The organism is Streptomyces sp. NPDC001315 (genome assembly GCF_042896175.1).
Classification (GTDB): domain Bacteria; phylum Actinomycetota; class Actinomycetes; order Streptomycetales; family Streptomycetaceae; genus Streptomyces.
Genome location: NZ_JBIAWZ010000006.1, coordinates 403,971 through 429,787, shown reverse-complemented (window position 1 = coordinate 429,787; position 25,817 = coordinate 403,971). Strand labels below are relative to the sequence as shown.

Sequence of the window (25,817 nt, the reverse complement as noted above, 5' to 3'; positions counted from 1 at the left end):
GGTGACATTCTGCTGCCGACGGTCGGTCACGCGCTGGCGTTCATCGAGCGTCTGGAGCGTCCGGAGCTGTATGGCGTCAACCCCGAGGTGGGTCATGAGCAGATGGCCGGGCTGAACTTCCCGCACGGCATCGCGCAGGCGCTGTGGGCGGGCAAGCTCTTCCACATCGACCTCAACGGTCAGTCCGGTATCAAGTACGACCAGGACCTGCGTTTTGGTGCCGGTGACCTGCGGTCCGCGTTCTGGCTGGTCGATCTGCTGGAGAGTGCCGGTTATGCCGGGCCGAAGCATTTCGACTTCAAGCCGCCGCGGACCGAGGACCTCGAGGGTGTGTGGGCGTCGGCGGCGGGCTGCATGCGCAACTACCTGATCCTCAAGGAGCGGGCTGTGGCCTTCCGTGCGGACCCGGAGGTTCAGGAGGCGCTGCGTGCGTCGCGTCTGGACGAGCTGGCGCAGCCCACGGCCGGTGACGGCCTGCAGGCCCTCCTTGCCGACCGGGCCGCGTTCGAGGACTTCGACGTGGACGCGGCCGCCGCGCGTGGCATGGCCTTCGAGCGCCTCGACCAGCTGGCCATGGACCACCTCCTCGGCACCCGCTGACCCGGACCACCCGTCCCGTGCCCGGAGCCGCGCGCGCCGGGCACGGGGATGAGCCACCCCCCACGGACGCGTGTCCGCCGGAACCGCGCCCAGGGCTCCGGAAGCCCGCTCTCTGTTCTCCTCACTCCGCCGGACACGGGCGTCCGCCGGAGCCGGCACCCCTCCCATGCAAGGGCACCACCGTGACAGCACACCTTCCGAACGGGGCACGTCCCGGACGCCGGCGGGTCCGCCGGCGCGTCCTCGTCCCGCTCACCGTCGCCTCCGCGCTCGTCGGCACCGTCGCGCTGGCCGGCTGCGGCCAGTCCCGCGACCCCGACGTGTACACCGTCCTGAACTCCTCGACGGACGACTCGTACCACAGCTGGGACGCGGCGACTCTCGAACGCTGCAGCAAGCAGCTCGGCGTCACCATCCAGCAGCAGTCGGTCCCGGCCGACCAGGTCATGACGAAGTCGCTGCGGATGGCGTCGTCGAAGTCGCTGCCGGACATCATCCAGTTCGACGGTTCCGAGATGCCGACCTTCGCGGAGACCGGCGGCCTGATGGACCTGAAGAAGCTGGGCGTCGACACCACCGACGTACCGCAGGGCATCATCGACTACGGCTCCTACAAGGGCACGTACTACGGCGCGGCGCGCACGGTGAACACCCTCGCGCTCTTCTACAACAAGGACATCCTCGAGAAGGCCGGCCTCAAGGTGCCCACCACGTGGGACGAGATGCGCGAGACGGCCAAGAAGCTCACCCAGGGCCACCAGTACGGCATCGCCCTGAGCGCGGGTGGCGCGGAAGACGGTGTCTACCAGTTCACGCCGTTCATGTGGTCCAACGGCGGCGACGAGACCGACCTCGACAGCCGACAGGTGGCCCAGGCGCTGGACTACTGGAAGTCGCTGATCTCCGACCGCTCGCTGTCGAAGTCGACGATCAACTGGACGCAGGCCGACGTCAACGACCAGTTCATGGCCGGCAACGCCGCCATGATGATCAACGGTCCGTGGCAGGTCGAGACCCTCAACACCAAGCAGAACCTGCACTGGGGCATCGCGCAGATCCCCGTCCCCAAGGCCGGGGACGACTCCGTGGGCCCGCTGGGTGGCGGTGAGCTGACCATCCCGGACATCGGCGACACCACGCGTGAGAAGATGTCCGCGAAGATCGTCAACTGCATGACGAGCGAGCAGGAGGAAGTGACCTACGCGCTCAACAGCTGGATGATTCCGGCCAACCAGAAGGCCGCCGCCACCTGGCGCAAGAAGGTCCCCTCGCTCAGCTCGCTGGCCGACCAGGTCGCGGTGGCGCGCTCGCGCACCGCCAAGGTCGGCTCCGGCTGGACCTCGATCTCCCTGGCCCTGCAGAGTGCCTTCCAGTCGGCGCTGACCGGCCAGTCCAGCGAGTCCGCACTGAAGCACGCGCAGGCGCGCGTCGAGAGCGGGAAGTGAGGTAACGACCATGTCCACCACCGCTGCTGTTCCCGCCCCCACAGCCACCGGCACCACCACCGCCGGCGCCGCTCCCGACCCGGCCCGCACCCGCCGGCGCCGCACGCTCGCGCAGTGGGGCTTCGTGGCCCCGGCCGTGCTGTTCATGCTGCTGTTCTTCGGCTACCCGCTCGTCCGCAACGTCGTGATGAGCTTCCAGCACTACACGCCGTCGACGTTCTTCACCGGCAAGGCCCCCTTCAACGGCCTGGACAACTGGCGTAACGTCTTCGGCGACGATCTGTTCGGCAAGGCCCTGTGGCAGACGATCGTCTTCACGATCGGCTCGCTGATCGGCCAGTTCTGCATCGGTCTGGGCCTGGCGGTGTTCTTCAACCGCAGGTTCCCCCTCAACGGGGTGCTGCGTGCGCTGATCCTGCTGCCCTGGCTGGTGCCCATGGTCGTCTCCGGCATCGTCTGGCGGCGCATCCTGGACCAGGACACCGGCGTGCTGAACTCCTTCCTCGGGCTGTTCGGCATCGGCCACACGCCGTGGCTGACCAGCACCCACATGGCGCTGCTCGCCGTGATCCTGGTGAACATCTGGATCGGCATCCCGTTCAACATGGTGATCCTCTACGGCGGCCTCCAGGAGGTCCCGCGCGAGGTCTACGAGGCCGCCTCGCTCGACGGCGCCTCCGCCTGGCGCACCTTCCGCTCGGTCACGCTGCCGCTGCTGAAGCCCGTCATCACCGTCGTGCTCGTGCTGGGCTTCATGTCCACGGTCAAGATCCTCGACCTGGTGCTGGCGCTCACCGACGGCGGCCCCGCCGACTCCACGCAGACACTGGGCACGCTGACGTACCAGAACTCCTTCGTCCAGCTGGACTTCGGGGCCGGCGCCGTGGTCGGCAACATCCTGATCCTGATCTCCGCCGTGTTCGCGGTGTTCTACCTGCGGGCCAACCGCAACGAGGGGAAGTGACCGGCATGGCGACCACCACTCCCGCCGCCCCGGCCCCGGCCGTCAACAAGCCGAAGCGCCGCTGGGGCACGACGGTCGTCGGCATCCTCATCCTGTGCGTGATGCTGTTCCCGCTGTACTGGATGATCAACACCGCGCTGCAGCCCGAGTCCGGTCTGCTGGAGGTGGATCCGGTCCCGCACAGCCTGGACCTGTCCGGCTTCTCCTCGGCCCTCACCGAGCAGGGCGGCCATCTGCTGACCTCGCTCGCGGTGGCGCTCGGCGCCGTCGTGATCTGCCTGGCGTTCTCCGCGCCGGCCGCCTACGGCCTCGCGCAGTTCAACCTGCCCGGCGCCAAGACCGTGGTGTTCGGCACCCTGATCACGCAGATGGTCCCGGGCATCGTCATCGCCAACGCGATGTACAGCGCGTACGTGGACCTCGGCCTGGTCAACTCCTACTTCGGTCTGATGCTGGCAGACGCCTCGCTGGGCATCCCGTTCGCGATCGTGCTGATGCGGTCCTTCATGGTGGCCATCCCGCGTGAGGTGATCGAGGCGGCCGAGGTCGACGGAGCCGGCCGGCTGCGCACCTTCGTCCAGGTCGTGCTGCCGATGAGCCGCAACTCGCTGATCACCGCCGGGCTGTTCTCCTTCCTGTACGCGTGGAGCGACTTCATGTTCGCGCTCACCCTGAACACCACCGACCACGTCAAGCCGGTCACCCTGGGTATCTACCAGTACATCGGCGCGCACGTCGGCGACTGGGGTTCGGTCATGGCCGCCTCCGTGCTCTCCGCGATCCCCGCGGCGGTCCTGCTCGTGCTCGCGCAGAAGTACATCGCCGCCGGCATCACGGGCGGTTCCGTCAAGTGACCACCGCACACCTGGAAAGGGACATCGCCTCATGAGTGGCTTCCCCGGATTTCCGTCCGGCTTCGTGTTCGGCGCCGCCACCGCCTCGTACCAGATCGAAGGCGCCGCGCGGGAGGACGGCCGCGGCCCCTCCATCTGGGACACCTACAGTCACACCCCCGGTCTGGTGGTGAACGGCGACACCGGTGACGTGGCCTGCGACCACTACCACCGCTACCCCGAGGACGTGGCGCTGCTGCGCGACCTGGGCGTGGACTCGTACCGGTTCTCCATCGCCTGGCCGCGGATCGTGCCCGACGGCAGCGGCCCGGTGAACCCCAAGGGCCTGGACTTCTACTCCCGGCTGGTGGACGAGCTGCTGGAGGCGGGCATCGAGCCGGCCGCCACCCTGTACCACTGGGACCTGCCGCAGGCCCTGGAAGACCGTGGCGGCTGGCGGGTGCGCGAGACGGCGCAGCGGTTCGCCGAGTACACCGCCGTGGTCGCCGAGCACCTGGGTGACCGGGTGCCGCGCTGGATCACCCTCAACGAACCGTGGTGCAGCGCGTTCCTCGGCTACTCCATCGGCCGGCACGCGCCGGGCGCCCGGGAGGGCCGTCCCGCGCTGGCTGCCGTGCACCACCTGCTGGTCGGCCACGGCCTCGCGGTGCAGGCGCTGAGGTCGGCCGGGGTGCGCGAGGTCGGGATCACCCTCAACCTCGACCGCAACCTCCCCGCCACCGACTCGGCCGCCGACCTCGCGGCCGCGGTCCGCGCGGACACCCAGCACAACCTGGTGTGGACCGAGCCGATCCTGGCGGGCCGCTACGCGGCGACCGAAGAGGACACCTTCGGCGAGCTGATCACCGGAGCGGACTTCCGCCGGGACGGCGACCTGGAGCTGATCTCGCAGCCGCTGGACTTCCTCGGCATCAACTACTACCGGCCGATCGTGGTCGCCGACGCCCCGCTGCGCGAGGCCGACCCGGACAAGCGGGTGGCGACCGACAACCGGTACGAGGAGGTCCGGATGCCGGGCGTCCGGGAGACCGCCATGGGCTGGGCGGTCGCGCCGGACACCTTCACCGATCTGCTGGTGGCGCTGAAGAAGCAGTACGGCGACGCCCTGCCGCCGATCCACATCACCGAGAACGGCTCGGCCGAGCAGGACGCGGTGAGCGAGGACGGCGCGGTGCACGACACCGACCGGGTCGAGTACCTGCGCGGCCACCTGACCGCGCTGCGCGCGGCGATCGACGCCGGTGTCGACGTCCGGGGCTACTACGTGTGGTCGCTGCTGGACAACTTCGAGTGGGCCTTCGGCTACGACAAGCGGTTCGGGATCGTCCGGGTCGACTACGACACCCAGGTGCGCACCCCGAAGGACAGCTACCACTGGTACCGGTCGATGATCGCCGCCCAGCGCGGCTGACGGGCATGCGGCCCGGGAGGGGCGGCGGCAGGTGTGCCGCTGCCCCTCCCGCGCGTCCGCCCCTCCTGAGCACCCGCGGCTCGCGCCCGGCCGGAGTTCGTCGGCCGCTTCGAGGAGCGTGTCGTCGCGGTCGGCTTCAGTCGTCGTCGCGTCGGCCTCAGTCGTCGCGGTCGGCGAAGGCCGCCGGGTCGGCGAGCACCTCCTGCACGATCACCCCGGCCGCTCCCCGGGCCGCGTCGCCCAGCGGGGAGGCTGCCCGCAGCCGGCCGCTGTCCCTGGCCCACAGTCCCGAAACCACTCTGAGGGACAGTTCCCGTTCCACGGCGGGCGCCAGCCAGCGGGTGAGCCCCCGGTAGAACCCGCCGAGCATCACCGCGTCCGGGTCGAAGAGGTTCACCGCGCCGGAGACGATGTAGCCGAGCTGCCGTCCGGCGCGTTCGACGGCGGCGAGGGCGTCGGGGTCGGCGCGGCGCACCCGCCGCTGGAGTTCGGCGACGCCCAGCACACCGGCCGTCGTGGTGATGCCGGCGGCGTCCAGCAGCGCGGCCTGCCCGGCGTACTGCTCCAGGCAGCCGTGGGCCCCGCACGGGCACAGCGGACCGTCGGGGTCGACCACCATGTGCCCGATCTCGCCGGCGAAGCCGTGCGCGCCGCGCAGCAGCTCGCCGCCGACGACCAGCGCCCCGCCGATGCCGATCTCACCCGTCAGATAGAGGAAGCTGCGCACGCCCTCGGTGCCGGCGCCGTACCACAGCTCGGCGAGTGCCGCGGCGTTGGCCTCGTTGTCGGAGCTGACCGGAAGTGGGCGCCGGGTGGGGGCAAGGGTGGACAGCAACTGGGCGAACAACCCCTCGACGGCGACCCGGGTCCAGCCGAGGTTGGGGGCCTGCCGGACGGTGCCGCCGGCGACCAGGCCAGGCACCACGACATGGGCGCCGACCGGCATCAGATCTTGCTCGGCGGCCGATCCCAGGGCGCGCGCGGCCAGCTGGGCGGCGCGCGCGAGCACCTCCGAGGGCGGCACCCCCCGGTTGTCGACATGCTCGACCAGTCGGACCCGGTCGGTGCCGGCGAGGTCCACCACGCACACGACGATGTAGTCGACGTTGATCTCCACCCCGAGCCCGGCCGGGCCGGTGCGCGCCACCTTCAGCACCGTGCCGGGGCGTCCCACCTGGCCGCTGCTGGTCTTGCCCCATTCGGTCAGGAAGCCGTTCTCCAGCAGCTGCTCGACCAGGGAGGACACCGCGGCCCGGGTCAGCCCGACGCGGGTGGCGACCGCGGCCCGGGTGGCGTCGCCCGCGTCGTGCACGGCCCGCAGCACCAGGCTGAGGTTGTGCCGGCGGACCGTCGCCTTGTCGGCCTTCGGGCCCAGGGGGATCGGGGTGTTGTTCATCGTGCTGCCGAGGGTATCGATTCGCGCAGGTGAAGCGGTGTCCACACCCGCTGAGCGGCCCTCCGGGCGAGTGGGGGCAGAACGGTCCGGGTGGGACCCGCGGTCCGGCGGGAGCGATCGACCCCCAAGCCGTCATCTCACGATGTCGACGTGCTGCATTGCCCCGCATGGCTGCCCTGGGTGACTGCCCTGTCGTTGCTGCGGTCCACTCGCCGTACCAGACCCCGCTGCGCGGGCGGTTCGGCGTGTCGCGCCGACGACATGCCGAAAAGGACTCGTCCCTCAGACGCGCCAGCATCACGCCGGGGCTGGACTCGTGAAGCAGCCGTCCCGCCTGGGTGAGGCTGATCTCCGCGGGGTCGCCCAGGTCCTCCAGCAGCTTCGCCGAAGGCCGACCGACCGCGATGACCAGGGGGCCCGGAGCATGTGCGGTGTTGTCGCGCTGGTGGTGGAAGGCGCGCAGGAAGCGCTCCACCGCCTGAGCCCCCGGCTTTCCCTCGCGGGGCAGCGGAACCAGCAGGTACGGGGCGGGCGGTGCGGCGGCGCTGCATGGGCCGCATTCCGGCCGCCGTAACCACAGCCGTTGAAGACGCGGGAAGTGCGGCAAGCGCGGTGCGGGCCTGCTCTGCTCCCTCCCACGAACCCACCGGGACCGTTCCCGGCAACGGCCGGCTGGACCGTGTTGCTCACGGCGAGGAAGGCATGGTCGGAGAGAACGCCGTCGGTGCCGATCGGCCGGACAGCTCCTACCGGGCGGCAGGCGGCGGCGCGGTGCTCTCCCGGAGTACCAGCGCCGTCGGCACCAGCGTCGTTCCCCGTTCCGAGTCGTCCGGACGCATCTTGCGCAGCACGGCCTGGACGCAGAGCCGGCCGACCTCGGCGAAGTCCTGGTGCAGGGTGGTGAGTGGGGGCAGGAAGGAGCTCGCCTCGGGGATGTCGTCGAAGCCGATGACGCTGACGTCCTCGGGCACCCGGCGGCCCCGTTCGTGCAGGGCCCGCAGCAGACCCAGGGCCATCTGGTCGTTGGCCGCGAAGACCGCGGTGCACTCCTCACGGGCCGCGAGCTCGAGACCGGCCCGGTATCCGGACTCCGCCGACCAGTCGCCCCTGACGAGGGGCGGCGGGGTGCGGCCCGCCTCGGTGAGGGCCGCATGCCAGGCGTCCGCGCGGCGCTGCGCGGCGAACGAGCCCTCGGGACCGCCCAGATGCCAGACGGTCCGATGGCCGAGTTCGAGGAGATGCCTAACGGCGGTCCGGGTGCCGCCGGCCTGGTCGGTGTCGACGACCGTGTAGTGGTCGCCGGCGTCGGAGTCGACCACCACCACCTGGACGTGCGGCGGCAGCTTGACGGTCGCCGCGTCCAGCAGGTGCACCTCCATGATGACGATCACCGCGTCGACGGCCAGTTCCTCCAGCCGGGAGAACGCGCCGCGCACCTCGTCGGTGGTGGGGACGGCCACCGGGAGCAGCGTCACCGCGTACCCCTCGGCGGCCGCCGAGGTGGCGATCGCCTCCAGGGTGCGCACGTTGCCCGTCGTGGACAGCGTGAACGTGATGACGCCGATGGTGCGGAACTCCCCGCGCTTGAGGGCGCGGGCGGCGCTGTTGGGCCGGTAGCCGAGCTCCTTCATGGCCGCGAGCACCTGCTGCCGGGTCTCCTCGTTCACTCCCGCGTAACCGTTGGAGACCCGGGAGACGGTCTGCGAGGACACCCCGGCGAGCCGGGCGACGTCCGCCATGGAGGCCGTGGCCCGGTGGCGTGGCCCTCCGACCGGCGTTCTTTCAGCCATGTCCACTCGGTCTGCCCACCTCTCTGTCTGCTCAGGTGTCACGGTCTCCCCAGAGACCCCTTGACCATCGATATCGGGGCAGTGTAGACATGCCGCCATCAGATGTTTACGTAAACATAACAGCTCACCGATCTCTCTTGCGTGGCTGATGTTTACGCAAACATCATGGTGGCGGTGGAGCGAAGGGCAATCTCCGCGCAACACCGCCGGTTCCAGGACTGGACGAGCGAGGAACGACATGACGACGCTGCAACCGCCGGTGGCCGCCGAGCCGCGGCCGGCACCTCCTCCGGCGAAACGGGACCGCCGCTCCTGGACGGGGTGGGGTTTCATCGGTCCCTTCGTGGCCGTGTTCGCCCTGGTCTTCCTGGCCCCGATCGCGTACTCGATCTACCTGAGCCTCTTCCGTGACCAGCTCATCGGCGGAAACCAGTTCGTCGGCCTGGACAACTACTCCGAGGCGCTGAAGGACGATCAGTTCTGGGCTTCCCTCGGCCGGGTGCTGCTCTTCCTCGTGGTCCAGGTGCCGATCATGCTCGGCATCGCGCTGCTGGCCGCCCTGGCGCTGGACAGCGGGCGGCTCTACGGCAAGAACTTCTTCCGCATCACGATCTTCCTGCCGTACGCGGTGCCCGCCGTGGTCGCCACCCTGATGTGGGGCTTCATGTACGGCACGGAGTACGGGCTGGTGGGCGACATCAACGACGCGTTCGGCGTCACCCTGCCCGACCCGCTCTCGCCCCACCTGGTGCTGGCGTCGATCGGCAACATCGTCACCTGGGAGTTCGTCGGCTACAACATGCTGATCTTCTATTCGGCGCTGCGCGTCATCCCGCACTCGCTGTACGAGGCGGCGGAGATCGACGGCGCCGGACAGCTACGCGTGATCACCGCGATCAAGCTGCCCGCGATCCGCGGCGCCCTCGTCATCGCGACGATCTTCTCCATCATCGGCAGCTTCCAGCTCTTCAACGAGCCGAGCATCCTGCGGCCGCTGGCGCGCAACGCCATCACCACCGACTTCACCCCGAACTTCTACACGTACTCGCTGTCCTTCAACGGTCAGCAGCACAACTACTCCGCGACGGTGGCCATCATCATGGGCCTGATCACGATGGTGATCGCTTACGTCGTGCAGCTGCGCGGCATGCGCAAGGGAGCGTGACCCGATGAGCAGCCCTCTCACCACCGCCTCCCCGTCCGCACCCGCCGAGCCCGTCGGCGCGGGCAAGGGCGCGCCCCGTCTGCGAACCCCCCGCAAGCACTCCGCCGGGCGTCCCAAGCGCAGTGTGCTGCTGACCGTGCTGGCCTCCCTGGTGGTCATCTACACCGTGGTGCCGCTCATCTGGCTGGTCATCAACGCCACCAAGACCCAGTCGGGCCTGGCCGATTCGAACGGGCTGTGGTTCGCCCACGACTTCGCCCTGTGGGACAACATCCGCGACACGTTCACGTACGACGACGGCGTGTTCACGCGCTGGCTCCTGAACACCTTGATGTACGTGGTGCTCGGCGCCGGCGGCGCCACCTTCCTCGCGGTCCTGGGTGGTTACGCGCTGGCCAAGTTCGAATTCCCCGGCAAGCGCGGCGTCTTCGCCGTGGTCATCGGAGCCGTGGCCGTCCCCGCTACGGCCCTCGCGGTGCCCACCTTCCTGATGTTCAGCAAGATGGGCCTGACCGACACGCCCTGGGCGGTGATCATCCCCTCGTTGGTCTCGCCGTTCGGCCTGTACCTGATGTGGGTCTTCGCCGCCGAGGCCGTCCCCACCGAACTCCTCGAGGCCGCCCGCATGGACGGGGCCGGCGAGGCGCGCATCTTCTTCACCGTCGTTCTGCCGCTGCTCGCCCCCGGCATCGTGACCGTGCTGTTGTTCACCACGGTAGCCACCTGGAACAACTACTTCCTGCCGCTGATCATGCTCAAGGACTCGGACTGGTACCCCCTGACCCTGGGCCTGAGCGTCTGGAACTCCCAGGCGGAGACGATCGGCGGTGACGTGATCTTCAACCTGGTGATCACCGGTTCGCTGCTCACCATCCTGCCGCTGATCGCCGCGTTCCTGCTGCTGCAGAGGTACTGGCAGTCGGGTCTCGCCGCCGGAAGCGTCAAGGAGTGACCCGCGGCCTTCAGGCCGCCCCAGACCCCACGTTCACCCCCGCGTTTGCGTCACCCCCACCCTCACCTCCCACCCACGAAGAAGTGGAAGCACCTCCATGCGCAGAAAGACCAGCCGCCTGCTGGGCGGCATCGCCCTCCTGTCCACCCTCGCCCTGGGTGCCACCGCCTGCGGCGGCTCGGACGACAGCTCCGACCAGAAGGCCGTCTCCGCCTCGGACATCCAGGCGGCCCTGAAGAAGGGCGGCACGGTCACGGTCTGGGCCTGGGAGCCCACGCTCAAGACGGTCGCCGCCGACTTCGAGAAGAAGTACCCCAAGGTCAAGATCAACCTGGTCAGTGAGCGGTCCGGCGACAAGCACTACACCGCCCTGTCGAACGCCATCTCCGCCGGCAAGGGTGTGCCCGACGTCGCGCAGGTCGAGTACTTCGCGGTGGGCCAGTACTCCCTCACCAAGGGCCTCACGAACCTGGCCCCGTACGGCGCGGACAAGCTCGCGTCCAAGTACACCAAGGGTCCGTGGAACGCGGTGAGCGACGGCGACAAGGTCTACGGTCTGCCGATGGACTCCGGCCCGATGGCGCTGTTCTACAACAAGAAGGTCTTCGACAAGTACAAGATCGCCGTCCCGACCACCTGGGACGAGTACCTGGACGCGGCCCGCAAGCTGCACAAGGCCGACCCCAAGGCGTACATCGCCAACGACGCCGGTGACGCGGGCTTCACCACCAGCATGCTGTGGCAGGCCGGTTCGCACCCGTACAAGGTCGACGGCACCAAGGTGAAGGTCGACTTCTCCGACGCGGGCGCCAAGAAGTACACCGACACCTGGCAGAAGCTGATCGACGAGAAGCTGCTCGCGCCCATCAACGGCTGGACCGACGACTGGTACAAGGGCCTCGGCGACGGCACCATCGCCACCCTGGCCACCGGCGCCTGGATGCCCGCCAACTTCGTGACCGGTGTGCCGAACGCCTCCGGTGACTGGCGTGCGGCCCCCATGCCGGCCTGGACCAAGGGCGACAAGACGACCTCGGAGAACGGCGGAAGCTCCCTGGCCGTGCCCGCGCTGGGCAAGAACAAGGAACTCGCCTACGCCTTCGTCGAGTACGCGAACGCCGGTGACGGCGTGCAGACCCGTGTCAAGCAGGGCGCCTTCCCGGCGACCACCGCGGAGCTTCAGTCCACCGAGTTCCAGAACACCAAGTTCGACTACTTCGGCGGACAGGAGGCGAACAAGATCTTCGCCGAGTCGGCCGCCAACGTCGGCGGCGACTGGTCGTACCTGCCCTTCCAGCAGTACGCCAACTCGATCTTCAACGACACCGTCGGCAAGGCCTACGTCTCCGGCACCAAGCTGACGGACGGTCTGAAGTCCTGGCAGGACGCCTCGATCAAGTACGGCGAGGAGCAGGGCTTCACCGTCGAGAAGTAGTCGGTAAGCAGTAAAACGCCGGGCGGCGCGGCACCCGGGCCGCGCCGCCCCCGTGCACCACTTTCGGAAGGACCGCCATGATCTCCACCCTCCAGTCCCGCATGCTGCGCGGGGCGGACGGTGACCCCGCTCCGCGTCTCGCCTACGGCGCCGACTACAACCCCGAGCAGTGGCCCAGGGACGTGTGGGAGGAGGACGTCCGGCTGATGCAGGAGGCCGGCGTCAACGTCGTCTCCGTGGGGATCTTCTCCTGGGCCCGTATCCAGCCGGGCCCAGATACCTGGGACTTCGGCTGGCTCGACGAGGTCATGGACCTGCTGCACGCGGGCGGGATCGGCGTCGACCTGGCCACCGCCACCGCCTCCCCGCCGCCCTGGCTCACCACCGCCCACCCGGAGATCCTCCCGGTCACGGCCAACGGTGAGACGGTGTGGCCGGGTGCCCGTCAGCACTGGCGGCCCACCTCGCCCGTGTTCCGCGAGCACGCCCTGCGCCTGGTCCGGGAGATCGCCACCCGCTACCAGGACCATCCCGCGCTGGTCGCGTGGCACGTCTCCAACGAGTTGGGCTGCCACAACATCTACGACTTCTCGGACGACGCGGCCCGCGCCTTCCGCGTCTGGCTGCGCGCCCGCTACGGCACGCTCGACGCGCTCAACCACGCCTGGGGCACCGCCTTCTGGTCGCAGCGCTACAGCGACTGGGAGCAGATCCTGCCGCCGCGGCTGGCCGCCTCGCACCCCAACCCGACCCAGCAGCTCGACTTCAAGCGGTTCTCCTCGGACGCGCTGAAGGACCATCTCGTCGCGGAGCGCGAGATCCTGCGGGAGATCACCCCCGGGGTTCCGGTCACCACCAACTTCATGGTGATGGGCGGCACGAAGGGCATGAACTACCCGGACTGGGCCGGCGAGATCGACTTCGTCTCCAATGACCACTACGTCCACCCCGGCCCGCAGGACCGCGACGAGCTGTCCTTCTCCGCGAACCTGGTCAGCGGCATCGCCGACGGTCGGCCGTGGTTCCTGATGGAGCACTCCACCAGCGCCGTCAACTGGCAGCCCGTCAACGTGGCGAAGCGGCCGGGAGACCTGGCCCGGGACTCGCTGCTGCACGTGGCGCACGGCGCCGACGCGGTGTGCTTCTTCCAGTGGCGGCAGTCCGCGGCCGGCGCCGAGAAGTACCACTCGGCGATGGTCCCGCACGCCGGTGAGGACAGCGACCTCTTCCGCGCCGTGGCCGACCTCGGCGCCAAGCTGAAGGCCCTTGCCCCGGTGGCGGGTTCGGAGCGGGAGTCGGCGGCCGTCGGCATCCTCTACGACTGGGAGTCGTGGTGGGCCAGCGAGCAGGACTCCCACCCCACCTCCCTGCTGGACTACCGGCAGGAGGCGCTCGACTGGTACTCGGCGCTCCTCGCCCTCGGTATCCGCGCCGACCTCGTCACCACCCGCGCCGACCTCTCCCGCCACCAGGTGATCATCGCGCCCGTGCTGCACGTCGTGCCGGCCGAACTCGCCAAGGAGCTCACGCGCTACGCCGAGCAGGGCGGCCACCTCGTCACCACGTACTTCTCCGGGGTCGTCGACGAGAACGACCACGTCTGGCTCGGCGGTTACCCGGGTGCCCTGCGTGAACTGCTCGGCATCCGTATCGAGGAGTTCGGTCCGCTGCTCGCCGGGGAGGCCGTGGAGCTGGACGACGCCACCTCGGGGAGCCTGTGGACCGACCGGATCACCGTCACCGACGGCGACACCGAGGTTCTGGCGCGCTACCGCACCGGTGTGCACGCCGGACGCCCGGCCGTGACCCGGCGGCCGACGGGCAGCGGATCGGCCTCGTACGTCTCCACCCGGCTCGGCGTCGACGGGCTCCGCTCGCTGCTGCCGCGGCTGCTGGAGCCGGCCGGTGTGAGCAGTGAACTCCCGCAGGACGCACGGGGGGCGGTCGAGCTGACCGTCCGGCGCGGCTCCGAGGGACGGTTCCTGTTCCTGGTCAACCGGACCGACGACACGGTGCCGGTGGCGGGGCTGGAGGGCCAGGTCTTGATCGGCACCGACGGCGCGGAGGGCCCCCTCGTCCTCGGGCCGGGCGAGGTCGCCGTCCTGCGGCAGCCCGTCAACTGAAGTCACCACCCTCATCCCACGACGCCTCGGCACAGCACGCACCCGTGCCGAGGGCCATCCCCTCCTGCCCGCGCGGCAGGAGGGGCCCACCTCAGCGACCGCACCGCAGTTGGGAGTACAGATGGCACGCCGTACCCGCAGCAGACGGACCCTCGGGGCCGCCGCACTGACCGCCCTGGCCACCGGGGCCGCCCTGCTCAGCGTCCCCGTGCAGGCGCACGCCGAGGCCGCCGTCACCGTGACGCCGGACCCGTCGTACAAGCAGGAGAAGTTCGAGGGCTGGGGCACCAGCCTGGCCTGGTTCGCCAACGCCACCGGCGACTACCCCCCGGCGATCCGCGAGAAGCTCGCCAAGCTGCTCTTCGACGACGACGGCCTCGCGCTGAACATCGCCCGCTACAACATCGGCGGTGGCAACGCCCCGGACGTCAAGGACTACCTGCGGGCCGGCGGCGCCGTGCAGGGCTGGTGGAAGGCGCCCGACGGTACGACCCGCACGGACACCGACTGGTGGAGCGCGGACGACGAGGCGGACTGGAACGAGGACGCCGACGCCACCCAGCGCTGGTGGGTGCAGCGCATCAAGAACGACGTCGACCACTGGGAGACGTTCAGCAACTCCCCGCCGTGGTTCATGACCAACAGCGGTTATGTGTCCGGCGGGTTCAAGGCAGGCACCGACCAGTTGAAGACCGACTCGGTCGACGACTTCGCCGCCTATCTGGCGGGTGCGACGAAGCGGCTGGAGAAGTCCGAGGGCATCGAGGTCGACACGATCGACCCCTTCAACGAGCCCAACACCAGCTACTGGGGCACCACTCCGGGCGCGGACGGCCAGCCTGTCGGCGGCCGCCAGGAGGGCGCCCACATCGGCCCCGAGCTCCAGCAGAAGGTGCTCGCAGCGCTGTCGCCCGCGCTGAAGAAGGCCAAGGTCAAGGCCGAGATCTCGGCGATGGACGAGACCAACCCGTCCATCTTCGCGACGAACTGGAACTCCTACTCGCAGGCCTCCAAGGACGTCGTCGGCCAGATGAACGTCCACACCTACGGCACCGGGCAGCGCACCACCGTCCGCGACCTCGCCAAGGCCGCCGACAAGCCGCTGTGGATGAGCGAGGTCGAGGGCGACTGGGGCGACGGGCAGAGCTTCACGGACATGCGTCCGGGCCTCGGGCTCGCCCAGCAGATGGTGAACGACCTGCGCGAACTGGAGCCCACCGCCTGGGTGTTCTGGCAGCCGGTCGAGGACTACGACAACATGAAGCCGGGCGGCGAGTCCGCCAAGGGCGGCAACTGGGGCTCCATCCAGCTCCCGTTCAGCTGCACCGAGACGGACACCCCGCAGTCGTGCCCGATCCACACGAACACGAAGTTCGACACGGCCCGCAACTTCACACACTTCATCAAGCCGGGCGACAAGCTGATCAAGGTGGACGACACCTCCAGCGCCGCCGCCGTGACCAAGGACGGCAAGGGCGCCTCGCTCGTCCACGTCAACAGCACCACCGCGGCCCGTACGGTCACCATCGACCTCTCCAAGTTCCGCACCGTCAAGGGCAACGCGACCGTCACGCCGACCGTGACCAGCGCCGACGGCAAACTCCAGGAGCAGGCCCCGGTCGAGGTCGTCGACGGCAAGGCGACGTACACCGTTCCGGCCCAGTCCGTGACGTCCTTCGCCATCAGGGGTGTCTCGGGCGTCGCCAAGAACGCCGGTCAGGTCAGCACGGGGCACTCCTACACGCTGACCGGCGTGCAGAGCGGCAAGGCGGTGTCCGTCGCGGCCGACGGCACGAACCTGGTCATCGGCTCGGCCGACGGAACCACCGCGCAGGAGTGGCAGCTGGACGCCCGGTACGGCAAGACCGGCGCCCGCCGGCACTACGTGTTCGCCAACCCGGCCGAGGGCAAGCGCCTCGCCGTCCGTGACAACGTGCCGGTGGTGGAGCCCGACACCGGCGAGCGTGACCCGGCCACCGAGTGGATCATGTCGACCACCGGTGACGGGACATGGACCCTGGTCAACGTGGCCACCGGGCGCCTCCTCGAAGTCGGCGGCCAGGCGACGAACGAGGGTGCGGCCGTCACGACCTGGCAGGCCAACTCCGGTTCCAACCAGCGCTGGAGGATCACGGACGTGACTCCGTAACCTCCGGCCACCCGCTTCCGCCCGCATCGCGATCGTCGCGATGCGGGCGGTGTGCTGTGCGGGAACGGGGATCGACGCGGTGATCGGCCCGCGTCCGGCGCGGCCGGGCCGTCCGTCACTTCCTCGGGATCTGCTGCTCGAACCAGACGACCTTGCCCGTGCTCAGCCTCGTCGCCCCCCAGCGTCGCGCGAGTTCATTGACCAGGAACAGGCCGCGGCCGCCTTCGTCACCCGGCGCGGCACGCCGCATCCTGGGCACCTGGGGAGAGTCGTCGGTCACCTCGCAGCGCAGCACGTCGGTGCGCAGCAGGCGCAGCGAGATGGGCCGGGAAGCGAAGCGCACGGCGTTCGTCACGACCTCGCTGACCATGAGCTCCGTCGTGTCGAGCATGCATTCCAGGCCCCAGCTCCGCAGTGTCCGGTCGGTCAGCCTGCGGGCCTGCCCCGCGGTCAGCGGGTGGGGCTCCAGGAACCAGTACCTGACGCTGTCCGCGGGGAAGCCCTCGAACCGGGTGGCGAGCAGCGCGATGTCGTCGTCCCGGGCTCTCGGGCCCAGGGTGCCCAGCATCTGGTCGCACAGCGATTCCAGCGAGGGGGCGGCGAGCCCTTGGGCTCTGGTCCGGGGTGGGGCCTGGAGATGGGCGCGCAGGGCCTCGACGCCCGACCCCACGTCCGTGTCGCGGGACTCGACGAGGCCGTCGGTGTACTGCAGAAGGGTCGCTCCGGTGGGTGCGGGCATCTCCACGGACTCGAAGACGACGCCGCCGACGCCGATCGGGGCGCCCGGCGGAACCCGTAGTACCTCCACGCGGCCGTCCGGCTGGAGAAGCAGTGCGGGCGGGTGGCCGGCGTTCGCCATGAGCAGCCGCTGCGAGATCGGGTCGTAGATCGCGTAGAGGCAGGTCGCGATGTGGTCGCTGCCGAGGCGCTGGGCCTGTTCGTCGAGGTGGTGCAGGACCTCGTCGGGGGGCAGGTCGAGCCCGGCGAGGGTCTGCACGATGGTACGCAGCTGGCCCATGATCGCGGCGGACGTCATGGAGTGGCCCATGACATCGCCGACGACCAGGGCCACGCGGTTGCCGGGCAACGGGATCGCGTCGTACCAGTCGCCGCCGACCTGGGCGGTCTTCGAGGCGGGCAGGTACCTGCTGGCCAGCCGGACCCCGGTGGGCTCGGGCAGCGAGGAGGGGAGCATGGTGCGCTGGAGCGTGTCCGCCACGGCGGCCTCGTGTCCGTACATCACCGCCTTCTGGACGCCGAGGGCGGTGTGCGTCGCGAGCTGTGAGGCGACGAGCAGGTCGTCGCAGGTGAACGCGGGCCGGTTGCGGCGGCGCAGCAGCACGACGGTGCCGACGACGTGGCGGCGGCCGTGCAGCGGCGCGATGATCAGTCTGCGGCCCGGTGGGAGAGTGTCCGGCGCGCCGGCCATGGCCCCGAGCAGCTCGGACACCGCGGGTGCGATTCCCGGCGCGTCGCCGAACGCCGGCCGCCCGGTCAGCAGCAGCCGAGAGAGCGGGCCGGTGCCGGCGATATGCACGCGTTCGGGCACTTCGGAGCACAGGGGGAGGCTCCGCCGCAGAGATGTCAGGGACCGGTCGGAGTTCTTCGGCGGCTCCGGTGCCCGGTCGGTGCTGTGCAGTTGCAGGACGATGGGGACGGCCGACTTCTCGTCCCCGACCGGCAGCGGGTCGTCCAGGTGGATGAAGATGACGTCCGCGAACGCGGGAACGGCAGCCCGGCGCAGTTCTCGGAGAGTCTCGTCCAGGTCCATCCCGCCGGCGATCCGCCGGGTCGCCACGTCGAGATACCGAAGCCGGTCGGTCTGCGGGTCTGTGCCGACCGACAGCGGGGGCGGGGGGTGTGCAGCCGCCGCCACGGCACGCTCCTCCACTCCGCCCCGTCCGCCACCGGACCGCCGGCCGGCTCGGGCGGGGCCTTCATGAGAAGTGTGGTGCTTCGTCACGCGTTTCGTCCCGTTCAGGGGGTGCCGCGGTCCGTGGTGACGGCTCGTGCGTGGTCAGTCACGGCGTCGGCAGCAGAGGAACACCTGTTCCTCGGGTGGGACGTCGGTGACCGCCGGGGCATAGGTGTAGGACGACTCCTTGACGATCTCGAAGCCTCCGGTCTCGATGATCTGGCTCAGCTCCTCCTGCAGGTAGCCGGAGACCCGGATCGTGTTCCCGAGGAACGGGATGGAGAAGTCGTCCACATCGGCTTCCACCATCGACAGCACGAACAGGCCGTCCGGAACCAGCAGGTTGCGGATCGTGCGCAGCGCTAGGGGGATCTCGGCGCGCGACAGCATCAGCAGGGAGAAGAAGGCCGCGACGGCGTCGAAGCGGCCCAGGTCGCTGGGGCCGCCCGGCCTGAGGTCGGCGAGGTCCAGTCGGTGGAACGTGGCGGCCGGGACGTTCTCCCGGGCGAGTTCCACCATGCGGGGGGACAGGTCGACGCCGACGGCCTCGAAGCCGGCGTCCGCCATCTGGCGCGTGGTCGGCAGCCCGGTGCCGCAGCCCAGGTCCAGCACGCGGGATCCGGCCGGCAGGGATGGGATCAGCCATGCGCCGGCGGAAACCTGGCCTTCCTTGTGCGGGAAGGCCTCGTCGTAGCGGTCGCCGATCGCGTCGAAGGCCTCGGCCTGACCTGTGCGGTCGATCCGTATGCTCTCGTAATCGGTCCCGCTGTTTCCCTTGGTCACGAAAGTAACCTTTCATCGGGCCTATCGGATTATTTCACAATCGAGAGAATGTGGGTCGGGGGTGTCCGAGAGCGGATCATAGCCATCCGCGCGCAGACTGCTGCCGCGGCGGACAGGCGTCGTGGAGCCCGTCAGGGGCACACCGGAGCCGCCGTGCCGCGACGATCTCGGCGGCGATGAACAGGGCGCTCTCCTCGGGCGTACGGGCGCCTGGGCCGCGGCCGATCGAGGAGCGTGGCCACCTCCCGCTCGTCGAGGCCGGCCCTCGCAGTCTTCGGTCGCGGTCCTCGTGGGTACGGCGCGAGCCCGTCGCATCGACGAAGGCGACCGGCGGGCGGAGGGTGAAGCGGCCGTCGGTCGCGGTCCGCGGATCGTCCCCGGCCGGCGAACTGGCTGCGCGCGGTCAGCGGGTTGACGATCCGGTCGGGCGGAATGCCGTCGCTCAGGACGAGCCGCTCCCGCGGTCCGGCCGCCGCCCGCATCACGGCCCATGCCCAGGAGCGGGTGTCCGTCGAGCTGCCGGACGCCTCCTTGGACCTCGTCATGGACGGACTGCGCGCCGGCGCTTCGGGAAGTTCAGTGGGGCGCCCGTGTAAAGGGCGCTGACGTCGGCGAGTTCGCGAGGAGTGGCGGCTGCTCGTCGCCGCCGCGGACGGCACGCGCTGGGCGCTCCCCGATGCTGCTCGGTATCTGTCGAACACCGGCCGGGCGAGGTGAGGGCGAGCCGCACTCAACTCCGGTCAGGAACGCGGTCCCTGCTCCTGCTCGGCGCGTTCCGCGTTCCGCTTCTTGATGCGGGCCGTCTCCTTGCGGACCTCGGCCTGGGTGGAGCGCTCCTTCTCCAGCCACTCCGGCCGGCTGTCCTTGAGCGCCTCGATCTGCTCGGTGGTGAGGGCCTCCGTGACTCCGCCGCGCGCGAGGCCCGCGATCGACACGCCCAGCTTCGCCGCGACCACCGGACGGGGGTGCGGGCCGTTGCGCCGCAGCTCCTGGAGCCACTCGGGCGGGTTGCCCTGGAGCTCGTTCAGCTCGGCGCGCGTGACGACACCCTCCTGGAACGCGGTGGGAGTGGCGGGGAGGTACACACCCAGCTTCTTCGCCGCCGTGGCGGGCTTCATCGTCTGGGTGGTCTGGTGCGACTTCATACTGTCCAGACTATCGGCCCGGGGCGAGACGTCCGACCACAGCCGGTAGCCTGGCGGGGTGACAGGCACGGAAGACTCCCCCTCGTTCCGGCTCGCGTACGTCCCCGGGGTGACACCCGCCAAGTGGGTGCGGATCTGGAACGAGCGCCTGCCCGACATCCCCCTGCTCCTCCTCCAGGTACCGGCCGCCGAGGCATCCGATGTGTTGCGCGGCGGCGACGCCGACGCGGGCGTCGTGCGGCTCCCGGTCGACCGTACGGTGTTCAGCGCGATCCCCCTCTACACCGAGGCGACCGTGGTCGTGGTCCCCAAGGACCACCTCCTCACGGCGGCGGAGGAGGTGACCTTGGAGGACCTCGCGGACGAGGTCGTCTTCCACCCCCTCGACGACGTCCTCGGCTGGGAGCGGCCACCGGGACAGCCCGCCTTCGAGCGCCCCGCGACCACGGAGGACGCCGTCGAGCTGGTGGCGGCGGGCGTGGGCGTCCTCGTCGTCCCCCAGTCGCTGGCCCGACTCCACCATCGCCGGGACCTCACCTACCGGCCGGTGGCCGACGCCCCCCAGTCGAGCGTCGCCCTGTCCTGGCCGGAGGACGCCACCACCGCCCTCGTCGAGGACTTCATCGGCATCGTCCGCGGCCGGACGGTCAACAGCACCCGCGGCCGCACCCAGCCCCCGCAGGAGCCGAAGCGCGAGCGCGGCGAGTCGGCCGGCGCACGACGCAAGCCGACGACGGGCAGGACGACCGGCGGCGCCGGGAAGAAGACCGGCGGCACCGCGCGCGGCAGCCGCTCCGGCAGCCCGAAGGCCGGCGGCAGCGGCGGCGCCAAGCGGGGCCGGCCCCGCCGCCGGTCGTAGCCCCGCTCGGCCCGCCCCCGAGCCCGGGCGTCAGTGCACGTACGACGCCGTCCGCGCGGTACGCACCACCGTCTCCCCGCCGGCCTGCCCGAGCAGGCCGGCGGACACCCACGCGTCCACCGTCGACCGCACCCGTGCCAGCAGGGCGCCCTTGCCGCGGAACGGCGCCCCGGCCCAGATCTCGTCCAGCAGGCTGGTGCCGTCGGCTTTCACGGGGTTCGCGACCCCGCAGTCGGCGGTGCTGAAGACCACGCGAGGCTCCGAGCGCCGGACATACGCGTGGGTCGGATCCTCGGTCCCCTCGAAGAAGGGGGCGAACTCGGTGCCGTCGAGCGTGAAGTGGAGCGGGGCGCCGGTCACGGGGGTGAGGGAGGGCAGCAGGTCGCCGGAGACGGCGGCGTTGCCGTACGGGCCGAACTCCAGGTGGTCGGTGGCCGAGTCGCGGTCCCGGCCGGAGGAGTCCGCGAAGGTGCACCCCGCGGTCTCGTCGAAGCCGTACGACGCCAGGTCACCGCGCCCCGCGGCCGTGTCGGCGGCCCGCGCGCTCCGCAACTCCGTGACCTCGGCTGCGGTCAGGGCGCGTGACCAGACGGCAGGTACGGGGCGGGGGAGCGTCAACGGGACTGACGGGTTCAGGAAGTGCCGGAACTCGCGGCCGATCGCACCAGCCACTCGTACGCCTCCTGAGCCGTGAACTCCCGCTGCCCGCCTCGTACGAGCAGGTCCGTCGTGGCGAACCCCGGGTCGTCGGCCTGGGCGGCGATGTACGGGACGGCGATGCAGCGCATCCCGGCCGCGTGCGCGGCGGCGGCGCCGGGGGCGGCGTCCTCCAGGACCACGCAGTCGGCCGGGGGTGTGCCCAGGCGGCGGGCCGCCTCCAGGAAGACGTCGGGGGCGGGCTTGCCGTGCGCGACCTCGTCGGCCGACACCACGGTGTGGAGAAAGGCGTTCAGGCCGGTCCCGGCGAGGATCGCCTCGATGGCCTCGGGCGAGGAGCCCGAGGCCACGGCCAGGGGGACGTGGTCGGCGGCGAGCAGTTCGACGAACGCGCGCATCTGCGGGTACGCGGGAGTGGAGGCGCGGGCGAGCTCGAGGTAACGGCGGTTCGTGGCGGCGAGGAGTACGGCGACCGGGGCCGTCAGGTCGTACCGCTCCTTCCAGAGGGCGACCGTCTCCAGCGTGCTGATGCCGACGTACCGCTCGTGGTCCGCCCAGGTGAAGTCCCGGATGCCGTGTTCGGCCAGGGTCCGCCGGCTCGCTTCGTAGTAGTTCGGCTCGCTGTCCACGAGCGTTCCGTCCAGGTCGAAGATGACGGCGATGGTGTCGAGCTCGCTCATGGTGTGGTGTTACCTCCTTGCCGTGCGGCCGATCGACTCCACCAACGGCAGCAACCGGTGCGGCACGCGCTCGCGCAGCGCCACCTCCGTGCGGGTGCGGACGACACCGGGCAGGCTGATCAGCTTCTGGATCACGTCCTCCAGGTGGGCGTTGTCGCGTGCCACGACCCGGGTGATGAGGTCTCCGCCGCCCGTGATCGAGAAGGCTTCGACGATCTCCGGTACGGCTGCGAGGGCCTCGCCCACATCGTCCAGGTGGCCCTGGGTCACCTCGACGTGCACGAACGCGAGGACCGGGTGGCCCAGTGCGGCGGGGGAGAGTGCCGGGGCCGTGCCGGTGATCACGCCGTCGCGTTCCAGCCGGTCGAGGCGGGCCTGGAGCGTGCCGCGCGCGATCCCGAGGGTGCGGGCGTACTCGCGCACACTGGTGCGCGGCTGTTCGAGCAGCAGCCGCAGGATGCGGGTGTCGAGCTCGTCCACGGCCATGGCACCCGGCCTCCTCGTGCGTGTTCGGTGATCATTGCCGACTGTACCAATGGCTCAGGAAGCCGCAGATCGGCTGGGCCGGGTGATGTGGTCCGTTGGCTCCGCCGGGGAGCGGTCTCGGTTGCCTTGACTGTGCCAATGGTCCAGTGGAACGGACGTCACTTGAGCCACTGGCGCCGGTAGTGCTGTTATGGGCACGTCGATGGCGCTGCGGATCCCGCGGCGCCTTTTTCATGCCGGTGTCCAGGGGGCGGGGAAGCAGTGCTGAAGAAGGTGTTCATGGCTCCGGACCCGGGGCGGGTGCGGCTGCGCTTCGCCGCGCGGGCGGTCCTCGGCATCGGGCTCGCGGTCGTCGGCTGCGGACTGGCCGGGCACTCGCTCGCGGGCACCGTCACCGGCGGGCTCGCCGCGCTCCTGACCCTGTTCACCGTCACGGACGCCACGGTCCGCGGCCAGGCGGTCACCACGGCGCTGCTGCCCGCCGTCGGCCTGCCCGTCCTGGCCGCGGCGGCCGTCCTGCACGACCGTCCCGTGGCCCGCGACCTCACCTTCCTCGCCGTGGTCGGCGTGGGCGTGTACGCCCGCCGCTGGGGGCCGCGCGGGCACAGCCTGGGCGTGTTCGCGTTCATGACCTTCTTCATCGCCCAGTTCCTGCACGCGACCACCGGCCAACTGCCCCAGCTGTACGCCGCCGTCGTCCTGTCCGTCCTCGCCGCGGCCGCGGTGCGCTTCGGATTCTGGTGCTACGAGCGCCGCCTCCCCGCGGCCGCCGTGCCGGCCCCGCCCGGCGGCACGGGGCTGGCCCGCGTCACCACGCGCCAGGCGGTCCAGGCGACCGCCGGCGCGGGCTTCGCGCTGGTCGTGGGCCAGCTGGTGTCCGGGCAGCGCTGGTACTGGGCCGTCGGCGCCACCTGGTGGATCTTCGTCAACACCGCCTCGCGCGGCGAGACGCTGGTACGCGGCTTCCGGCGCGTCCTCGGCACGGTGATCGGCATCGGCCTCGGCCTGCTCGTCGCCGTCCCGGTGAACGGTGCCGCGGTGCCCACGGCCGCGCTCGTCGCCGTCTGCGTCTTCGGCATCTTCTACACGGCCGCCGTCTCCTACACCTGGATGATGCTCTGGGTCACGCTCCTCGCCGAGCTGCTCTACGGGCTGCTCGGCGTGCTCACCCCCGGCCTGCTCGCGCTGCGGCTCACCGAGACCGGCGTCGGGGCACTCGGTGCCGTCCTGGCCGTGCTCTTCGTCCTGCCCGTCACCACCCACACCATCACCGACGCCTGGATCCAGCGCGCCCTGCGCTGCGTCCACGCGTGCACCGCGGAAGCCGCCGCCCGCCTCTCGGGTGCCGACCACGCCGACCCGGGCCGGCGCGTCGCCGAACTGGAGCAGCTGCTCGGCCGGGTACGGCTCGCGGTCGCCCCGCTCGTGCACCCGCTGAACCCGATGCTCGGCCGCAAGCGGCGCGCCCGGCAGGTGCTCGCCCTGCTCGACGACTGCGCTCGCGAGACCCGCGGCCTGGTCGCCGTCGCCGCCGACCCCGAGGCCTCGCACGATGCCCGCCTGGCTGCCGCGTGCTGGCGCGTGGAGGCAGCGGTGGAGGCGCTCACGCGGCGCGGCGCCGACGACGCGGAGCCGCCCTTCACCACCGCCCAGCCGCCTGTTGCGGAACCCGCGCTGGCCCACCTGCACGGCCTGGAACGCGCCCTCGTCGAACTCGCGGCACCCTTGCGTACGCCGTCGGGCTCGCCGCTGGTCGGGGCCTGAGAGGCCGGCTACGGCCTCAGCGCACGGCGAGACGGCTTGCGGAGCCAAGGGCGGGCGGGTCGATGCCGCTCTGGTCTAGACCGTTGATGATCGACTGCTACCGTCGCGTCCGACAGGTGCGCGCGACGAGAGGGGACAGCGGTGGCAGACGGCGGCAGGCGGCAGCGACGGGCGTTCATCGGGTCGTTCACGGCGGCCGGAGGTCGCGGGCTCGTGACGGCGGCCGTGGACCCGGACAGTGGCGCGCTCACGGTCCTGAGCAGCGTGGACGGCGTACCCGACCCCTCCTACCTGGCCCTGTCGAACGACGGCGCCACCCTCTACGCGGTCAGTGAGACGGCCGAGGGTGCGGTGGCCGCGTACCGCGTGGACGACGACAAGGTGGCGCAGGCCGGGCCGCCGGTCCTCGTCGGGGGCAGCGGCCCCACGCACCTCAGCGTCTTCGACGGACACGTCCTGACCGCCAACTACGGCTCGGGCAGCGTCACCGCCGTACCCGTCCGCCCCGACGGGACCCTCGCCTCCGCCGCGTCCGGGATCCTGGAGCACACCGGCTCCGGTCCGCACACACGCCGCCAGCAGGGCCCGCACGCCCATCAGGTGCAGCCCGACCCGAGCGGGCGGTGGGCCATCAGCGTCGACCTCGGCACGGACTCGGTGCGAGTGTGCACGCTGACCGACGGCGCGCCCGTACTGCACCGGGAGACCGCGCTGCGCCCCGGCTCCGGACCGCGGCACCTCGCCTTCCACCCGGACGGCTCGTACGCCTACGTGCTCAACGAACTCACGCCGACCGTCACCGTCTGCCGGTGGGACGCCGTGAGCGGCGTGCTGAAGCCGCTGGCCGAGACCCCGGTGCTGCCCGGCGCCCCGGCCGGGGACGCCTACCCGTCGGGCATCGTCGTCTCGCCCGACGGCCGCTTCCTGTGGACCGCCACGCGCGGTGAGGACGTCCTGTCCGTGCTCGCCGTCGAGGGGGAGGGGCTGCGACTGGTCGGCACGGTCCCCTGCGGTGGGCACTGGCCCCGCGCGATCGCCGTGTCCGACGGCTTCCTGTACGCCGCGAACGAGCGCTCCGGCGACGTCACCTGGTTCGCCGTCGACCCGGAGACGGGGCTGCCGCGGCGCGGTGGCGCCATCGAGGTGCCGGCGGCGTCCTGCGTGGTCCTCGGCTGAGTTTCCGCGGAGTATGCCGGATACGCCGAGAGGGCCTGCTCCGGCGTGTGGAGCGGGCCCTCTCGGCG

The 25,817-nt window shown here is 70.8% G+C and carries 19 protein-coding genes and 3 pseudogenes; 13 read left to right on the top strand and 9 right to left on the bottom strand.

The genetic code is table 11. From position 1 onward, the window contains the following. The 5 genes and pseudogenes from ACFY16_RS20780 to ACFY16_RS20760 form a co-directional block, all read left to right on the top strand. Positions 1 to 600 (top strand): annotated as a pseudogene (locus ACFY16_RS20780) (xylose isomerase); the annotation flags it as partial. Between the two features lie 182 nt (positions 601 to 782). Then, the gene (locus ACFY16_RS20775; RefSeq protein WP_390648600.1) at positions 783 to 2,045 is read left to right on the top strand and encodes an extracellular solute-binding protein; all 1,263 of its coding nucleotides are present in this window, start codon (positions 783 to 785) and stop codon (positions 2,043 to 2,045) included. Positions 2,046 to 2,055: 10 nt separating this feature from the next. Then, positions 2,056 to 3,009 carry a carbohydrate ABC transporter permease gene (locus ACFY16_RS20770; protein ID WP_390648599.1) on the top strand — a complete coding sequence of 318 codons (954 nt, stop codon included), beginning with the start codon at positions 2,056 to 2,058 and terminating at the stop codon, positions 3,007 to 3,009. Positions 3,010 to 3,014: 5 nt separating this feature from the next. Further along, positions 3,015 to 3,863, top strand: coding sequence for a carbohydrate ABC transporter permease (locus ACFY16_RS20765; protein WP_390648598.1), 849 nt, complete (start codon positions 3,015 to 3,017; stop codon positions 3,861 to 3,863). A 31-nt stretch (positions 3,864 to 3,894) separates the two neighbouring features. Continuing rightward, positions 3,895 to 5,274, top strand: coding sequence for a GH1 family beta-glucosidase (locus ACFY16_RS20760; protein WP_390648597.1), 1,380 nt, complete (start codon positions 3,895 to 3,897; stop codon positions 5,272 to 5,274). 157 nt (positions 5,275 to 5,431) lie between these two features. Here the strand turns inward: ACFY16_RS20760 and ACFY16_RS20755 are convergent, their stop codons facing one another. Next, positions 5,432 to 6,670, bottom strand: a complete 1,239-nt coding sequence (locus ACFY16_RS20755; RefSeq protein ID WP_390648596.1) for an ROK family protein — start codon at positions 6,668 to 6,670, stop codon at positions 5,432 to 5,434. A 746-nt stretch (positions 6,671 to 7,416) separates the two neighbouring features. Further along, the gene (locus ACFY16_RS20750) at positions 7,417 to 8,460 is read right to left on the bottom strand and encodes a LacI family DNA-binding transcriptional regulator (protein WP_390648595.1); all 1,044 of its coding nucleotides are present in this window, start codon (positions 8,458 to 8,460) and stop codon (positions 7,417 to 7,419) included. Positions 8,461 to 8,698: 238 nt separating this feature from the next. Between ACFY16_RS20750 and ACFY16_RS20745 the strand changes: the two genes are divergently transcribed. The 5 genes from ACFY16_RS20745 (at position 8,699) to ACFY16_RS20725 (ending at position 16,284) form a co-directional block, all read left to right on the top strand. Beyond that, positions 8,699 to 9,625, top strand: a complete 927-nt coding sequence (locus tag ACFY16_RS20745) for a carbohydrate ABC transporter permease (RefSeq protein WP_390648594.1) — start codon at positions 8,699 to 8,701, stop codon at positions 9,623 to 9,625. A 4-nt stretch (positions 9,626 to 9,629) separates the two neighbouring features. After that, positions 9,630 to 10,577, top strand: a complete 948-nt coding sequence (locus ACFY16_RS20740) for a carbohydrate ABC transporter permease (RefSeq protein ID WP_390648593.1) — start codon at positions 9,630 to 9,632, stop codon at positions 10,575 to 10,577. Between the two features lie 97 nt (positions 10,578 to 10,674). Continuing rightward, positions 10,675 to 12,012 carry an ABC transporter substrate-binding protein gene (locus ACFY16_RS20735; RefSeq protein WP_390648592.1) on the top strand — a complete coding sequence of 446 codons (1,338 nt, stop codon included), beginning with the start codon at positions 10,675 to 10,677 and terminating at the stop codon, positions 12,010 to 12,012. Between the two features lie 77 nt (positions 12,013 to 12,089). Beyond that, positions 12,090 to 14,135, top strand: a complete 2,046-nt coding sequence (locus ACFY16_RS20730; RefSeq protein ID WP_390648591.1) for a beta-galactosidase — start codon at positions 12,090 to 12,092, stop codon at positions 14,133 to 14,135. A gap of 121 nt (positions 14,136 to 14,256) precedes the next feature. Further along, positions 14,257 to 16,284 carry a glycoside hydrolase gene (locus ACFY16_RS20725; RefSeq protein WP_390648590.1) on the top strand — a complete coding sequence of 676 codons (2,028 nt, stop codon included), beginning with the start codon at positions 14,257 to 14,259 and terminating at the stop codon, positions 16,282 to 16,284. Positions 16,285 to 16,399: 115 nt separating this feature from the next. Here ACFY16_RS20725 and ACFY16_RS20720 read toward each other — a convergent pair whose 3' ends face one another. From ACFY16_RS20720 to ACFY16_RS20705, 4 genes and pseudogenes are all read right to left on the bottom strand, one after another. Then, complete coding sequence (locus ACFY16_RS20720; RefSeq protein WP_390648616.1) at positions 16,400 to 18,055, bottom strand: SpoIIE family protein phosphatase; 1,656 nt, start codon at positions 18,053 to 18,055, stop codon at positions 16,400 to 16,402. A 246-nt stretch (positions 18,056 to 18,301) separates the two neighbouring features. After that, positions 18,302 to 18,982 carry a class I SAM-dependent DNA methyltransferase gene (locus ACFY16_RS20715; RefSeq protein ID WP_390648589.1) on the bottom strand — a complete coding sequence of 227 codons (681 nt, stop codon included), beginning with the start codon at positions 18,980 to 18,982 and terminating at the stop codon, positions 18,302 to 18,304. A gap of 21 nt (positions 18,983 to 19,003) precedes the next feature. Further along, a pseudogene (locus tag ACFY16_RS20710) lies at positions 19,004 to 19,322 on the bottom strand (hypothetical protein); the annotation flags it as partial. A gap of 400 nt (positions 19,323 to 19,722) precedes the next feature. After that, on the bottom strand, positions 19,723 to 20,127 hold the full coding sequence (locus ACFY16_RS20705; RefSeq protein WP_390648588.1) for a DUF5997 family protein: 405 nt from the start codon (positions 20,125 to 20,127) through the stop codon (positions 19,723 to 19,725). A 58-nt stretch (positions 20,128 to 20,185) separates the two neighbouring features. On the opposite strand from ACFY16_RS20705, the gene ACFY16_RS20700 reads away from it, so the two are divergent. After that, positions 20,186 to 20,986, top strand: a complete 801-nt coding sequence (locus ACFY16_RS20700) for a LysR family transcriptional regulator substrate-binding protein (protein ID WP_390648587.1) — start codon at positions 20,186 to 20,188, stop codon at positions 20,984 to 20,986. Positions 20,987 to 21,016: 30 nt separating this feature from the next. Here ACFY16_RS20700 and ACFY16_RS20695 read toward each other — a convergent pair. The 3 genes and pseudogenes from ACFY16_RS20695 to ACFY16_RS20685 all read right to left on the bottom strand — a co-directional run. Beyond that, a pseudogene (locus ACFY16_RS20695) lies at positions 21,017 to 21,430 on the bottom strand (glycosylase); the annotation flags it as partial. A gap of 188 nt (positions 21,431 to 21,618) precedes the next feature. Further along, positions 21,619 to 22,323 carry an HAD family hydrolase gene (locus ACFY16_RS20690; RefSeq protein WP_390648586.1) on the bottom strand — a complete coding sequence of 235 codons (705 nt, stop codon included), beginning with the start codon at positions 22,321 to 22,323 and terminating at the stop codon, positions 21,619 to 21,621. Between the two features lie 9 nt (positions 22,324 to 22,332). Next, a complete protein-coding gene (locus ACFY16_RS20685; RefSeq protein WP_390648585.1) occupies positions 22,333 to 22,809 on the bottom strand; it encodes an Lrp/AsnC family transcriptional regulator in 477 nt (158 codons plus the stop codon). Between the two features lie 261 nt (positions 22,810 to 23,070). Here ACFY16_RS20685 and ACFY16_RS20680 point away from each other — a divergent pair, with 261 nt between their 5' ends. Further along, the gene (locus tag ACFY16_RS20680) at positions 23,071 to 24,573 is read left to right on the top strand and encodes an FUSC family protein (protein ID WP_390648584.1); all 1,503 of its coding nucleotides are present in this window, start codon (positions 23,071 to 23,073) and stop codon (positions 24,571 to 24,573) included. Positions 24,574 to 24,714: 141 nt separating this feature from the next. Beyond that, positions 24,715 to 25,749: a lactonase family protein gene (locus tag ACFY16_RS20675; protein WP_390648583.1), complete on the top strand. Its 1,035-nt coding sequence runs from the start codon at positions 24,715 to 24,717 to the stop codon at positions 25,747 to 25,749. Positions 25,750 to 25,817 lie beyond the last annotated feature (68 nt).